General features: G+C 64.7%; 16 protein-coding genes. 3 read left to right on the top strand and 13 right to left on the bottom strand.

Going from position 1 to position 12573, the window contains the following annotated elements; all coding sequences use genetic code 11:
* The first annotated feature begins 177 nt into the window (after window positions 1-177).
* Window positions 178-588, top strand: a complete 411-nt coding sequence (locus tag ABLE71_RS09840; protein WP_348783157.1) for a lysozyme inhibitor LprI family protein — start codon at window positions 178-180, stop codon at window positions 586-588.
* A 1-nt stretch (window position 589) separates the two neighbouring features.
* On the opposite strand, the gene ABLE71_RS09835 is transcribed toward ABLE71_RS09840, so the two are convergent.
* From ABLE71_RS09835 to ABLE71_RS09825, 3 genes are all read right to left on the bottom strand, one after another.
* Window positions 590-1687 carry a 5-(carboxyamino)imidazole ribonucleotide synthase gene (locus ABLE71_RS09835; RefSeq protein ID WP_348783156.1) on the bottom strand — a complete coding sequence of 366 codons (1098 nt, stop codon included), beginning with the start codon at window positions 1685-1687 and terminating at the stop codon, window positions 590-592.
* Window positions 1684-2181, bottom strand: coding sequence for a 5-(carboxyamino)imidazole ribonucleotide mutase (gene purE / locus ABLE71_RS09830; RefSeq protein WP_348783155.1), 498 nt, complete (start codon window positions 2179-2181; stop codon window positions 1684-1686). The genes ABLE71_RS09835 and purE overlap by 4 nt, the downstream gene beginning before the upstream one ends.
* 91 nt (window positions 2182-2272) lie before the next feature.
* The gene (locus tag ABLE71_RS09825) at window positions 2273-2476 is read right to left on the bottom strand and encodes a YdcH family protein (RefSeq protein WP_348783710.1); all 204 of its coding nucleotides are present in this window, start codon (window positions 2474-2476) and stop codon (window positions 2273-2275) included.
* A 240-nt stretch (window positions 2477-2716) separates the two neighbouring features.
* Between ABLE71_RS09825 and ABLE71_RS09820 the strand changes: the two genes are divergently transcribed.
* Entirely contained in the window at window positions 2717-2896 is a 180-nt protein-coding gene (locus tag ABLE71_RS09820; protein ID WP_348783154.1) for a DUF465 domain-containing protein, read from the top strand.
* A 195-nt stretch (window positions 2897-3091) separates the two neighbouring features.
* Here the strand turns inward: ABLE71_RS09820 and ABLE71_RS09815 are convergent, their stop codons facing one another.
* The 4 genes from ABLE71_RS09815 to ABLE71_RS09800 all read right to left on the bottom strand — a co-directional run bounded on the left by ABLE71_RS09815 (window position 3092) and on the right by ABLE71_RS09800 (window position 5845).
* Window positions 3092-3814: a pentapeptide repeat-containing protein gene (locus tag ABLE71_RS09815; RefSeq protein WP_348783153.1), complete on the bottom strand. Its 723-nt coding sequence runs from the start codon at window positions 3812-3814 to the stop codon at window positions 3092-3094.
* A 143-nt stretch (window positions 3815-3957) separates the two neighbouring features.
* Complete coding sequence (locus tag ABLE71_RS09810; protein WP_348783152.1) at window positions 3958-4221, bottom strand: metalloregulator ArsR/SmtB family transcription factor; 264 nt, start codon at window positions 4219-4221, stop codon at window positions 3958-3960.
* 78 nt (window positions 4222-4299) lie between these two features.
* The gene (locus ABLE71_RS09805) at window positions 4300-5553 is read right to left on the bottom strand and encodes an MFS transporter (RefSeq protein WP_348783151.1); all 1254 of its coding nucleotides are present in this window, start codon (window positions 5551-5553) and stop codon (window positions 4300-4302) included.
* A 97-nt stretch (window positions 5554-5650) separates the two neighbouring features.
* The gene (locus ABLE71_RS09800) at window positions 5651-5845 is read right to left on the bottom strand and encodes a DUF1192 domain-containing protein (RefSeq protein WP_348783150.1); all 195 of its coding nucleotides are present in this window, start codon (window positions 5843-5845) and stop codon (window positions 5651-5653) included.
* A 91-nt stretch (window positions 5846-5936) separates the two neighbouring features.
* Between ABLE71_RS09800 and ABLE71_RS09795 the strand changes: the two genes are divergently transcribed.
* Complete coding sequence (locus tag ABLE71_RS09795; protein WP_348783149.1) at window positions 5937-6947, top strand: NAD(P)H-quinone oxidoreductase; 1011 nt, start codon at window positions 5937-5939, stop codon at window positions 6945-6947.
* 13 nt (window positions 6948-6960) lie between these two features.
* On the opposite strand, the gene ABLE71_RS09790 is transcribed toward ABLE71_RS09795, so the two are convergent.
* The 6 genes from ABLE71_RS09790 to ABLE71_RS09765 are packed head-to-tail and all read right to left on the bottom strand — an operon-like array spanning window position 6961 to window position 12573.
* Window positions 6961-7944: a 2-dehydropantoate 2-reductase gene (locus ABLE71_RS09790; RefSeq protein ID WP_348783148.1), complete on the bottom strand. Its 984-nt coding sequence runs from the start codon at window positions 7942-7944 to the stop codon at window positions 6961-6963.
* Between the two features lie 13 nt (window positions 7945-7957).
* Window positions 7958-9478, bottom strand: coding sequence for an acyl--CoA ligase (locus ABLE71_RS09785; protein ID WP_348783147.1), 1521 nt, complete (start codon window positions 9476-9478; stop codon window positions 7958-7960).
* On the bottom strand, window positions 9471-10175 hold the full coding sequence (locus tag ABLE71_RS09780) for a fumarylacetoacetate hydrolase family protein (RefSeq protein ID WP_348783146.1): 705 nt from the start codon (window positions 10173-10175) through the stop codon (window positions 9471-9473). The genes ABLE71_RS09785 and ABLE71_RS09780 overlap by 8 nt, the downstream gene beginning before the upstream one ends.
* Window positions 10172-10924, bottom strand: coding sequence for an ABC transporter permease subunit (locus ABLE71_RS09775; RefSeq protein WP_348783145.1), 753 nt, complete (start codon window positions 10922-10924; stop codon window positions 10172-10174). Before ABLE71_RS09775 ends, ABLE71_RS09780 begins: the two co-directional genes overlap by 4 nt.
* 24 nt (window positions 10925-10948) lie before the next feature.
* On the bottom strand, window positions 10949-11752 hold the full coding sequence (locus ABLE71_RS09770; protein ID WP_348783144.1) for an ABC transporter ATP-binding protein: 804 nt from the start codon (window positions 11750-11752) through the stop codon (window positions 10949-10951).
* A 2-nt stretch (window positions 11753-11754) separates the two neighbouring features.
* Window positions 11755-12573 carry an ABC transporter permease gene (locus tag ABLE71_RS09765; protein WP_348783143.1) on the bottom strand — a complete coding sequence of 273 codons (819 nt, stop codon included), beginning with the start codon at window positions 12571-12573 and terminating at the stop codon, window positions 11755-11757.

Genomic DNA, 12573 nt, shown 5'->3' with positions numbered 1-12573 from the left:
CCGAACATAAAAAGCGCGCCCAAGAGCGCGCCGGAATTTGTGACAGGCTCATAGACGAGGAGTGCCGCGGCTGTCAACCGCGGAAGCTCGCCGGCTGCTCGCCGGCATGCGTGCCCAGGGCCGGTTGCAGCGGCCCGGCCCGCGCCATAACCTCGTGCCTCCACGGGAGAAAATCAGATGCGCGCGACTGTCCTTGCCCTCTGCCTCGCCACGATCGGCCTTCCCGCTTCCGCCCTTTCGCAGGAATGCGATCCGGAGGACGAAAGCCAGATGGGCATGAATATTTGCGCCGACGCCGCCTACAGGGCTGCTGATGCCCGGCTCAACAAGGCCTACGGCGCGGTGCGGGCAGCGACGGACGACAATGCCGGGAGCAGGAGGCTTCTGGTGGAGGCCCAGCGCGCCTGGATCGCCTTCCGAGATGCCGAATGCGCTTTCTCCACCGAGGACAGCAAGGAGGGCTCGATCTACCCGATGCTGATGGCGGAATGCCTGGAAAGCGTGACGGATGAACGCACGAAACAGCTCGAAGCCTATATCGAATGCCCGGAAGGCGATTTGAGCTGCCCGACGCCCGCGGCGCAATAGCTCAGGAAGCGATGGGCCGGATGCGGGTGAAGTGGCCCATCTTGCGGCCGGGTCGGGCTTCGGCCTTGCCATAGAGATGAAGCACCAGACCGGGCCCGGAAAGCAGGGCTGGAGCCCGTTCGACATCGCCGCCGATCAGGTTTTCCATCACGCAATCGGAATGGCGCGCGGTATCGCCAAGCGGCAGGCCCGCAATCGCACGGATGTGCTGCTCGAATTGCGAGATGGCGCAGGCGGCTTCGGTCCAGTGGCCGGAATTGTGAACCCGCGGCGCGATCTCGTTGACGATCAGCGAGCCGTCGCCAAGCGCAAAGAACTCGACGCCGATGACGCCGACATAGTCGAGTGCATCGAGAATGGCGAAAGCGTTGCGGCAGGCGAGTTCCGCGGTGGCCGCCGAGATGGCGGCCGGCACGGTCGAGCTGTGCAGGATGCCGGCGTTATGAACGTTCTCCGCCGGATCGTAAGCGGCGAGCGATCCGTCGGTGCCGCGAGCGGCGATGACAGAAATCTCGCGCTCGAAGCTTACAAGCCGTTCCAGGATGAGCGGCACGCCGCCCATCGCCGCATGGGTGCCGTCCACGTCGCCTGCGAAATGCCTGAATGCGCGCTGGCCCTTGCCGTCATAGCCCATGCGGCAGGTCTTCAACACGCCGCTGCCGGCGAAATCGGAAAGGCCCGACGCGAGGTCGGCGTCATTGTCCACAGCAACGAAATCCGCTGTGGATATGCCGATGCCGTTCAGGAAACGCTTTTCGGCGAGCCGGTCCTGGCTGACTTCAAGCGCCTTGGGCGGCGGAAACACTGCAACGCTTTGTGCAAGCAGGCCCGCGGCCGCTACCGGTACATTTTCGAACTCATAGGTAACGACGGCCGAAACCTTCGCGAGTTCGGCCAGCGCCTTCGTATCGTCATAGGCTGCGGCGATCTGACGGTTGGCGAGCTGCGCGGCCGGGCAGTCGGCCTGTGGTTCGAGGATGACGATCCGGTAGCCCAGCCGGGCCGCGGCCATCGCCAGCATGCGCCCGAGCTGGCCCCCGCCAATGATGCCGATCGTCGAGCCTGGCGGAAGCGGGCCGGGAACGGGCACGATCGTCACTGCGCGTTGGAGGGTTCGTCGGCGACCTTCGACGTCTGCGCTGCACGAAAGGAGTCCAGCCGCTTGGCAAGCGCCGTATCGGACAGCGCCAGCACCGCCGCGGCCAAGAGCGCCGCGTTGACCGCTCCGGCACGGCCAATGGCGAGCGTGCCGACGGGAATGCCGGCGGGCATCTGGACGATGGAAAGCAGCGAATCCTGGCCCGACAATGCCTTCGATTCGACCGGCACGCCGAAAACGGGCAGCGGCGTCAGCGCGGCGGTCATGCCGGGCAGATGCGCTGCGCCGCCGGCGCCGGCGATGACGATCTTGTAGCCGGCGGCCTTGGCGCCCTTGGCGAATTCATAGAGCCGGTCGGGCGTGCGGTGGGCCGAGACGATCTTCTTGTCGTGGCTGACGCCCAGCGCCTGAAGCGTTTCCGCGGCATGGCGCATGGTCGCCCAGTCCGACTGGCTGCCCATGATGATCGCGACGTCTGCGCGCTTGCTGTTCAATGCGATATCCCCCGGCGGCAAGGTCGCGCATTAATGGAATTCATGCAGCGCTGCAAGGATCGCTGGCGCTTAGGGTCGGGCATGAAGCGAATCAGGCGATGATGTCGGGGATGATCCTGTCCTCCAGGGCCTTCATCCTGTCCTTGAGGGCAAGCTTCTTCTTTTTCATGCGCTGGACCTGCAGCGGATCACAGCCAGTGGCGATCATCGCGTTGATCGCTGCGTCGAAGTCGGTGTGATCCTGCTTAAGCTTGGCGTATTCCAGGCGAATTTCGGTCTGTTCCTGGTCGGACATGGCCACCGTCTGCAGGGTTTTCGGGCGCGAAAGGCGCTGATCCGGGCGGGTCCGGAAGCGAACACCACCGGCGCGGAGCCCATAGCACATTTCGGCGCTCACGGGAATGCTACCATGTCCCGTTCGACATCGAAGCCATAAGGTGGCAAAATATTTTCGTGCCGTCATGGACGGAACCTGCGGTGGATACCGTCTGTTACGGTTTGCAATCGAGGAAACCATGAAAGGGAGAAACCAATCATGTCTCTTGCCAACCATCTTGAAGAGCTGCAGCGGAAGCACGGCGATATCGAACGCGCGCTGGATGAAGCGATGCTTCATCCGTCCGTGGACGACCTCGAGATCGTGACTCTCAAGCGGCGCAAGCTGGCACTCAAGGACGAGATTGAGAAACTAAGGGCTCAACCGACGCAACACTGACGCTCCCAAACGCATCAAGGTGCGACTGCACCTGCCCACCGGCGGCGCGCTGCGTCGCCGGCCAAGTAGTTGATTTGACCCGAAGCCGTCGGCGAATGTTCCAGAGCGGGTAGCTCTAACGCCCTCGCTGGCTCGACGGGCCCACATGCCGCCAAGTCTGGATGCGGCTGGGATCGCCCGCCCATAAAGATAAGATCAGTCGAACTTGCAGGGCCAGCTTGATCCCGGGTTGAGGCCCTCCGGCAGCTTGGTATTGCCGTCGCCGCAAGACATGTCGATTTGCCACTGCACCAGGCCGGTCGCGGCGCTGAGGTCGAGGCCCTCTATCCTGGTGAGGAGGAGGAATGCGTTGGCGAAGTCCAGCGGCGTGTCGAATTTCGCTTTCGTCAGGTCGGCGCGCGCCAGATTGGCGAACGCGAATTTTGCGCCATTGATGTCCGCGCCGGCAAAGTCGGCGCGAGCAAGATCGGCCTTTGTGAAATCGACGTTGACCAGGACGGCGTTGGCAAAGTTCGAGCGTTGCATTTCGGAGCTGGCGAAGGTCGCGCCCTTCGCATTGATGCCGCTGAAATTGGTGCGGTAGGCTTCGGCACGATCGAACTTCGCGCCTTCGGCGTGCGAACCGGCGAGCGATGCGCGCACCAGCGCTGCCTTTTCGAGATTGGCCGTCATAAGATTGCTGTCACGCAGGTCCGTCGAGGTGAAATCGGTGCCGACAAGGGTGGCCGCGCTGAAGTCGCTGCCGGAAAGGACAATGATCTTCTTGTCGCAATCGGTCCAGTCGACGCCAGGTGCCGGATCGGCCGAGCAATCTGCCGCAGCCGAAGGGGTTGCAGGCAGGACGACGGCGAATGCGGCAATGGCAGCGGCTGCAAGACCCGCCTTCAGTGGAGGAAACGTCGGACGTCCAGATACCATTGGGCTCATTTCCGGTTCCTTGGCCTCTTTCCCGGCTTCCTCTGCCGGCAACCTAGCAAGTCGTCCGGTTCTCGTCATCTCACCATATCGTTGACGGGATCGTGACAGGCGGGCAAGGTTTACGCCCGGTTTGGCGGGGTTTTTCATGCTTCCCAGAACTGGTCGAGCCAAAGGTTGAGCTTCAGGAAGCCGGCGGCCGATACGGCGTAGATGCGCCTGGTGCCCTGTGCCTGGACATCCACCAGGCCGGCGTCGAGCAATATCTTGAGGTGTTGGGAGACGGCGGGGCGCGACACGGGCAGGCCGGAAGCCAGCTGGCCGACCGTCTTCGGCCCCCTCCGGAGCTCCTCCAGGAGATAGCGTCGGTTCGGATCGGCTATCGCCAGGAAAGCGTCGGCGAAGGTCATTGCTTTTTGTGCGGCAAGACGGGTTTCGAGGCAAGACAGGTTTCGGAGCAAGATGGGACGCGGTCTCAACCCCAGCGTTTACTTTGTCTCTTCCTGCGGCGTGCGCGGATCGAGGCGGGCGGCTTCCGGCGTCGCGCCGCGTTCGGAGGGCATCGTCTTGAACGCTTCACGCTCGTCGGGCGGCACGGGCGCGCGGCGACGAATACGTAGGATCGTGTAGCCGACCAGCAGAAAATGCGCGAGCGCCGTCGCGAGGAACAGGCTTTCCGGCCGCATCGAGCCCATCAACGTGGCGCCGACGACCGGCCCGATCATCGTGCCGAAGCCGTAAAGCAAGAGCAGCCCGCCAGACACCTTGACGAAATCCTCCGGCCTGGCGTGGTCGTTGGCGTGTGCGACCGCAAGCGAATAGAGCGTGTAGGCGAAAGCGCCGTAGGCGGCGGTCAAGGCAATCACGAAGGCGCCCGAACGCGGCGTAAGGAGGAAGATCAGAACGCCGACGATGGCGCAGGCAAGCGAAGCGCCTACGAGCACATAGCGCCTGTCGGTCTTGTCGGAGAGTCGGCCAACTGGCATCTGGAATGCCGCCCCGGCCACCATGACCAGGCTCATCATCAGCGCGATCTCGGCTGTGGAAATGCCGATCCGGGCGCCATAGACCGCGCCGAGCGTGCCCCAGGCGCCGTTGGCGACGCCGATCAGCAGGCAGGCTGCGGACGAGACAGGCGAGTTGGCGTAGAGGCCTTTGATGTCGAGCGAAACATCCTGCAGCGGCTTGGGATGCGCGGCGGTCGAGACGGCGGTCGGCAGGAGCGCCAGGCAGAAGAAGATGCCGGTAACCATGAACAGCGATTGCGTACCGACGTCGCCCGCCGCGATAATCATCTGGCCGGCCATGATCGACGCGTAGGTGACCATCATATAGAGGCCGAAGACGGTGCCGCGGTTCTCGTTGGTGGCGCGTTCGTTGAGCCAGCTCTCGATTACCATGAAGGCGCCGGCCATGGTGAAGCCGGTGAAAGCGCGCAGCACGATCCAGAAGAATTCGTCGATCAGCAAGCCGCTCATCAGCGCGACGATCGCGCCTGACGCTGCGAATGCGCCAAAGGCGCGCACATGGCCGGCGCGGCGCACGATGCGCGGCGCGAAATAGCAGCCGGTGACGAAGCCGCCGGCCCAGGCGGTTCCCATCAAGCCGAGCGAGGCCGTCGAAAATCCCTCGAGCTGGCCGCGCAGCGGCAGCAGCAGGCCGTGCAGACCCGACGCGGCAAGCAGGAAGGCCGTGCCGCGCAGCAGCGAGAAGACCGGTTTGTAGGCGGCGAAGTTCAGCATGCTTGCCTAGGCTCTTCGAATCGGGGCGCTCGTACAGCGAGGGCAGGGATTTTCAGGCGCTTTTGCGGCGCGCGGACGAGATTTTGCGATGGCGTCGTCACGACCGGCGGAAAAGCGACTCTGCGGCGCTCTTGGTGGCGCTCTTGGCCTTGAGCTCGGCTTCCAGCCGCTCGATCTCTGCCCGCAGAAGCGCAATGCGCTCGGTGAGTTCGCCCACCGAGAGCAGCGACAGATCCTGACCTATCTCGTGTGGCTTCGGTTTCTTCAGCGGCTCGTCGTCGAACAGCGCCATGGTTTCCTCCGCTTTGCATGGTCGGCTGCAAAGCATACATAGTCCAGGTTGAAGCACCAAACAGCCTGCGGGCGTCGGGAAGGAAATCAGCATGGCCAGGGGATCGAGCATTCCAGCCAAGATGACGGTTATCGCGATTTCCGAACCTGGCGGGCCGCGCGTCCTGAAACCCGAACAGCGCGACGTGCCGAGGCCGGGCGAAGGGGAAATCCTGATTCGGATCCGCGCCGCAGGCGTGAACCGGCCTGACGTGCAGCAGCGCAAAGGGCTCTATCCGCCGCCGCCAGGCGCTTCCGACCTGCCGGGACTGGAGGTCGCCGGAGAGGTGGCCGCTGCCGGCGCAGGGGTAAGGCGCTGGCATGGCGGCGACCGGGTCTGCGCGCTGACGCCGGGCGGCGGCTACGCCGAATACGTCACGGTGCACGAAAGCAACGCGCTGCCTATACCGGCCGGCTTCACTTTCACCGAGGCTTCCGCGCTGCCCGAAAATTACTTCACCATCTGGCATAACGTCTTCCAGCGCGGCGGGCTGAAGGCCGGCGAGACGCTGCTGGTGCATGGCGGCTCGTCGGGAATCGGCACCACGGCGATCCAGCTGGCTTCCGCCTTCGGCGCCTTCGTGGTCACCACCGCCGGCTCGGCCGAAAAATGCGCCGCCTGCCTCAAGCTCGGCGCCGTCCGCGCCGTGAACTACAAGGAAGAGGATTTCGTCGAGGCGGTAAAGGACGCGACGAACGGCAAGGGCGCCGACGTCATCCTCGACATGGTGGGCGGCGACTACGTCATGCGCAACTACCATGCCGCCGCGGTCGAGGGGCGCATCGTGCAGATCGCGACGCAGATGGGCGCGGTGGCGAGCGCGGATTTCGCCAGGCTGATGGTCAAGCGCCTGACGCATACGGGCTCGACGCTGAGGCCCCGCAGCATCGCATTCAAGGGCGAGATCGCAGCCGCGCTCGAAGCTCAGGTCTGGCCGCTGCTTGGCGAACGAAAGATTGCACCGGTGATGGATATGATCTTTCCGCTGACGGAGGCATGGCGGGCGCATGAGCGCATGGAGGAGGGCGAGCACATCGGCAAGATCATGCTCGACGTGGGGTAGTGGAGGCCCTCCCCTATCCCGGATAGCAGCCGCGCTCGGTCGCCAGCCGCCGCACCAGCGCCAGCACGGTGTCAATCGCCGGTGTCGGCGTGCCGGTGAGCTTGCCCATCTCCTGTACCGCCGTCACCAGCGCGTCGATCTCCATCGGCCGGCCGCGCTCCAGGTCCTGCAGCATCGAGGTCTTGTGCGCGCCGACACCGCCGGCGCCCTTGATGCGACGGTCGACCGTAACCGGGAACGCGACGCCGAGCGTCTCCGCAATCGCCTGCGCCTCCAGCATCATCGTGCGCGCCAGCGTCCGCGTCCCCTCGTCGGCGACGATTGCCGCAAGCGTGCTGCCGGTCAGCGCCGAAATCGGGTTGAACGAAAGATTGCCCCAGAGCTTCAGCCAGATCTCGCTGCGTATGTCCTCGCGCACCGGCGCCTGCAGGCCGGCGGCGATGAATTCTTCGGCAAGTTTCGTCACGCGTTCGCTCTTCTCGCCGTTGGGCTCGCCGAGTGAAAAACGGCTGCCGTCGATATGGCGGATCAGGCCCGGCGCATCGACCTCCGCCGCCGGATAGACGACCGAGCCGATCACCCGCTCCGGTCCGATGCCGTCCCAGATGCGGCCATCGGGATCGACCGCCCTGATGCGCGTGCCCTCGAGCGGCCCGCCGAGCTTGTAAAAATACCACCAGGGAACGCCGTTCTGCATGGTGACGACTGACGTGCCCTCGCCGATCAGCGGCGCGAACTGTTCCAGCGCGGGGCCGACCGAATGCGCTTTCAGCGCCAGCACGACATAGTCCTGGACGCCGAACTCCTCCGCCCGCGACGAAACCCTGACCGGATGAGCGCTCTCCTTGCCGTCCTCGATCAGCCTCAGGCCGTTCGCCCGCATCGCTTGGAGATGGTCGCCGCGCGCCATCACGGAAAGGTCGACCCGTCCCGCAGCCGCCAGCTTTGCCGCGAGGTAGCCGCCGATCGCGCCAGCGCCGAAAATCGCAATCTTCATCAGACCAACCCGATCATGTCAGCCCGAGTTTCGCCGCCAGCCCGATGCGCTGCAGCTTGCCGGTCGCGCCTTTCGGGATCTCGTCGAGGATGACGATCTTGCGCGGCACCTTGAAGTCGGCGAGCCGGCCCGACGCGAAGCTCCTGATATCGCCCTCGCTCGCCACGCTCCCTTCGCGCAGCACGATCGCGGCGGCGACCTCCTCGCCGAGCTTGTCATGCGGCATGGCGAAGGTGACCACCTGGGCGACATCAGGATGATCCATGAGCACGTCGTCCACCTCCAGCGGTGAGATTTTTTCGCCGCCCCGGTTGATGATCTCCTTCAGCCGGCCGGTTACGCGCAAGTAGCCGTCCTCGTCGAGCACGCCCTGGTCGCCCGTATGGAACCAGCCATGGGCGAAGGCCAATGCAGTCGCCTCCGGGTTCTTCTCGTAGCCGTCAGTGACGTTCGGCCCGCGGATGACGATCTCGCCGGTTTCGCCGACCTTGAGCAGCGTTCCGTCCGGGGCCATCACCGCGACCTCCGGGCCGGCGGCCGCACCGACGCTGCCCGCCTTGCGCAGTCCGGGCGGCAGCCGGTTCGAGGCCATCTGATGCGCCGCCTCGGTCATGCCGTAGGATTCGATCACCGGGCAGCCGAAGGTGGCTTCGAGTTCGCCCATCACCTGCGCCGGCAGTGAGGCGGAAGACGAGCGGATGAAGCGCAGCCTAGCTGCCTCCAGCGCCTCCTTGTTGCGCGCCGCGCGCGCCAGGATCGCCTGGTGCATGGTCGGTACCGCCGTGTACCAGGAGGGCTTCGCGTCGGCGAGCCAGTGGAAGAAACGCAGCGCATTGAAGCCCGGCGTGCAGTAGACGCTGCCGCTCGACGCCAGCGAGGACAGCACCGCCGCGATCAGCCCGTGGATGTGGAACAGCGGCATGATGTTGAGGCAGCGATCGCTGGCCGTCAAGGCGAGCGTCGCGGCGATATGCCTTGCCGACGCCGCGAGGTTGGCGTGGCTGAGCGGCACGAGCTTTGGCCGCGACGTCGTCCCGGACGTGTGGAGCAGCAGGGCGATGTCATCAGGCTGCGCCAGTTCCGGCCCAGCCACGGGGCCGATCGCCTCGCCCTCGATGCGGAAGCGGCCTGATGGCGCATCCTTCAGCGCGACCAGCCTCAAGACGCCGATACCGAGCTTTTCGGCCACCGTCACCGCCGGGCCGGTATCGTCCTCGGCGACGAGGATTGCCCGGGCGCCGATGTCGGAGAGGTAGAAGTCGAGTTCCTCGGCGCGGTAGGCCGGGTTGAGCGGCGCGGTGGTGGCGCAGGCCGCGACCGACAGGAAAGCCGTCGCCATCTCGGGCCCGTTAGGCAGCACGATGGCGACGCGGTCGTTGCGTCCGATGCCCAGTGCATGCAGCTGGTCGGCCGTTTCCCTCATCTGCCGGCGTAGGCCGCCATGCGAAAGCGGCGTCCGCTCGGGCGCGAGAACAGCCGGCGCGTCATCCGCGCCGGCCGCCAGCCGTCCTATGATCGATGCAGTGTCAGACAACACGGATCTCGATGTCGCCGACGCCGTCGATATGGCCCTTCATGACGTCGCCTCGCTTCACTGCGCCGACACCCGCCGGCGTGCCGGACATGATGATGTCGCCCGGCGCGAGGCGGAACAGGCCGGACAGATAGCTGATCATTTCCGGAACCTTCCAGATCATCTGGTTGAGATCGCCAGTCTGCTTGCGTTCCCCGTTGACGTCCAGCCAGATCGCGCCCTGCGCCGGATGTCCGATCTTGGCTGCGGGCACCAGCGCCGAGCAGGGCGCGGACTGCTCGAAAGCCTTGCCGACTTCCCACGGCCGCCCCATGTCCTTGGCCTTGCCCTGCAGGTCGCGCCGCGTCATGTCGAGGCCGACGCCGTAGCCGTAGACGCAGTCGAGCGCCTTCTCCACGGGGATGTCGACGCCGCCGCTCTTCAGCGCGACAATCATTTCGATCTCGTGATGCACGTCGTTCGACGCGGACGGATAGGGAAAGCTGCCGCTGGTGTCGAGATTATCGGCGTTCTTCTGGAAGAAGAAGGGCGGCTCCTTGTTCGGATCGTGCCCCATCTCGACCGCGTGCGCCGCATAGTTGCGCCCGACGCAATAGACGCGATGCACCGGGAAAAGCTGGTCCGACCCGGCGATGGGAATGGCCGGGAACGCGGCCGGTTCGATGACGTAGTTTGAGGCCGAGTCCCTGATGTTCATTGTCTTGCTCCTGCGTAAAATTCGACCTTGGCTTCGAGCCGCTCGATCAGTTCCGCGACGAGCAGCGCGAAGGCGAAGAGGATGATGGTGAGGGCCCAGAATTCGGCCATGCGGAAATTGCGCGAGAACGTCTCGAACAGCGCACCGTAGCCGACGATGGCGACCAGTAGCTGGCCGATGACGACGCCCTTGACGCCGCGGATCAGCCCGAGCCGGATGCCGGCCAGGATCTCCGGCAACGCCGCCCAGAGGATGATCTTGTAGAGCGCGCGGCGGCTGGCGCCGTAGGAGCGCGCCATCTCGATCAGCGAAGGCGAGATGTGGCGAACCCCGGCGCGGGTGTCGAGCACGATGATCCAGATCGCAAACAGGAAGACAGCGGCTATGATCGTCTTTTCACCGAAGCCGAACAGGATCATCAGCACCGGCACCAGCGCCGACAGCGGCGCGCTGGAGAAAATGCTCACCCACATGCCGAGCAGTTCGTCGGCGAGCTTGACGCGGCCCATGAGGATGCCGAGCGGCACGCCGACCACGATCGACAGCGCCATGCCCAAGAAGAAGGCGCGCAGCGTCGTTACCGTGGCGCTTTGCCAGGACCGCGTCTGCACTAGATCGACGGCTGCGCGAAGCACCTCCGTGAAGGGCGGCAACATCAACATCAGGTCGAGCCGCCCGACGATCTCCCAGACGACGCACCAGACGAGCAGCGACGCCATCATCGGCACGCGATATCCGAACAGCTTCATGGCCGCGCCTCCCTCAACGGCATCTCACTCGACATATTGCTTCAGCCCTTGCCAGATCTCCTCGACCGTATCGAGATAGTGCTTGTCGCGATGGATGCGGTCGGGATCGACCGAGCGGTCGATGTCAGGCTCGATGATCTGCGAGATGCGGCCCGGCCGAGGCGACAAGAGCACGATGCGGTCGGAAATGTAGACCGCCTCCTCGATCGAATGCGTCACGAAGATGAAGGTCTTGTTCTGGTTGGTCCGAAGCCTGATCAGATCCTCCTGGAACTTGCGCCGGTTCTGCTCGTCGACCGCCGAGAAAGGCTCGTCGAGCAGCAGCACGTCGGCGTCGACGGAAAGCGCGCGGGCGAGACCGACGCGCTGGCGCATGCCACCCGAAAGCTCGTGCGGGTACTTGTCCTCGAAGCCTGATAGACCGACCTCGCCGATGTAGTGCCTAGCAACCTTCTCGCGCTCGGCGACCGGCTTGCCGCGCAGTTCCAGCCCGAAGGCGACATTGCGCAGAACGGTCGCCCAGGGCAGCAGCGCAAAATCCTGGAAGACGAAAGCGCGCTCGGGACCGGGCTTGCTCACAGTCCGTCCGTTCACGGACACCGTCCCCGCGTCGGCTTCGATCAGGCCTGCTATGATCTTGAGCAGCGTCGTCTTTCCGCAGCCGCTCGGCCCGAGCAGGCTGGTCAGCTTGCCGCGCGGGAAGTCGAGGTCGATGCCGCGCAGCGCCTCGACATTGCCGTAGGTTTTGGAGATACCGCGCACCTCAACGATGGCGTCGACCGGCTCGGGCATCGGCGTTGGGCCTTTTCTCACAGTTGCGCTGCGCATCGTCAGCCGCCTCTCTTTTCAGGCCTGAAGACACGCGTTTCGATCCACTGCAACGCGATGAGCGTGAGCGTCGAAAGAGCGATGATCGAGGCGATGGTTGCATACATTTCGGCATAGTTGGCGCGCGAGCGATTGAAAGTGATGAGGTCACCGATACCGGTCGGCGTGATCAGCAGCTCTGCCAGCACCACCCCGACGAAACCGGCCGCGACGCCGAGGCGCAAACCGGCGAAGATGACGGGGCTGGCGTCGGGCAGGATGATCTTGGAGACGATCTGCCAGCGTGTGCCGAGGAAGGACTGGCACATGGCGATCAGCGAGAAATTGACGTTGCGCACGGCCTTGTAGGTGTTGAGCACGATGACCGGCAAAGCCAGGATCATGACGGCCAGCGTCTTGGCGGTCATGCCGATGCCGTAGATGAAGGTGACCATCGGAATGAACGCGGCAACCGGCGCCGCCTGCAGCACGATGAACACCGGGATGAACAGCCACTCGCCGGTGCGCCACAGGCCGCAGAGCGTGCCGAGGCCGACGCCGAGGAATGCGGAGAGGACAACGCCGAGTATCAGCGGCTGCAGAGTGGAAAGATAGGCTTTCGGCAGGCTGCCGTCGGCGATCATTCCGACGAAGGCGACAGCTGTGTCGGAAAAGGTCGGAAAGGCGAAGCTGACCGGGATCATGCCGGCGATCTGCCAGATCGCGGCAAACAGCACGACCGAAGCAATGCGCAACAGGACCGTCTGCTCCTGCCAGCTTCTCGTCTCGCCGGAAAGGGAGGCGAGGCCGATGGCCTCGCCCTCTGTTCGCACGCTGGCCAT

The organism is Mesorhizobium sp. KR9-304 (assembly GCF_040049215.1).
In the GTDB taxonomy this organism is placed as follows: domain Bacteria; phylum Pseudomonadota; class Alphaproteobacteria; order Rhizobiales; family Rhizobiaceae; genus Mesorhizobium_K.
Note: the sequence above shows the minus strand (reverse complement) of the source record. Positions and strands in the feature narration are given on the sequence as shown.

Coding starts and splice junctions, on each gene's coding strand:
- ABLE71_RS09800 (WP_348783150.1), bottom strand. CDS start 5,845: ATGGCGCTGTTCGACGACGAGCCGCTGAAGAAACCGAAGCCACACGAG.
- ABLE71_RS09820 (WP_348783154.1), top strand. CDS start 2,717: ATGTCTCTTGCCAACCATCTTGAAGAGCTGCAGCGGAAGCACGGCGAT.
- ABLE71_RS09775 (WP_348783145.1), bottom strand. CDS start 10,924: ATGAAGCTGTTCGGATATCGCGTGCCGATGATGGCGTCGCTGCTCGTC.
- ABLE71_RS09770 (WP_348783144.1), bottom strand. CDS start 11,752: ATGCGCAGCGCAACTGTGAGAAAAGGCCCAACGCCGATGCCCGAGCCG.
- ABLE71_RS09815 (WP_348783153.1), bottom strand. CDS start 3,814: ATGGTATCTGGACGTCCGACGTTTCCTCCACTGAAGGCGGGTCTTGCA.
- ABLE71_RS09840 (WP_348783157.1), top strand. CDS start 178: ATGCGCGCGACTGTCCTTGCCCTCTGCCTCGCCACGATCGGCCTTCCC.
- ABLE71_RS09795 (WP_348783149.1), top strand. CDS start 5,937: ATGGCCAGGGGATCGAGCATTCCAGCCAAGATGACGGTTATCGCGATT.
- ABLE71_RS09790 (WP_348783148.1), bottom strand. CDS start 7,944: ATGAAGATTGCGATTTTCGGCGCTGGCGCGATCGGCGGCTACCTCGCG.
- ABLE71_RS09765 (WP_348783143.1), bottom strand. CDS start 12,573: ATGGCCAGCGTGCGAACAGAGGGCGAGGCCATCGGCCTCGCCTCCCTT.
- ABLE71_RS09810 (WP_348783152.1), bottom strand. CDS start 4,221: ATGACCTTCGCCGACGCTTTCCTGGCGATAGCCGATCCGAACCGACGC.
- ABLE71_RS09825 (WP_348783710.1), bottom strand. CDS start 2,476: ATGTCCGACCAGGAACAGACCGAAATTCGCCTGGAATACGCCAAGCTT.
- ABLE71_RS09780 (WP_348783146.1), bottom strand. CDS start 10,175: ATGAACATCAGGGACTCGGCCTCAAACTACGTCATCGAACCGGCCGCG.
- ABLE71_RS09805 (WP_348783151.1), bottom strand. CDS start 5,553: ATGCTGAACTTCGCCGCCTACAAACCGGTCTTCTCGCTGCTGCGCGGC.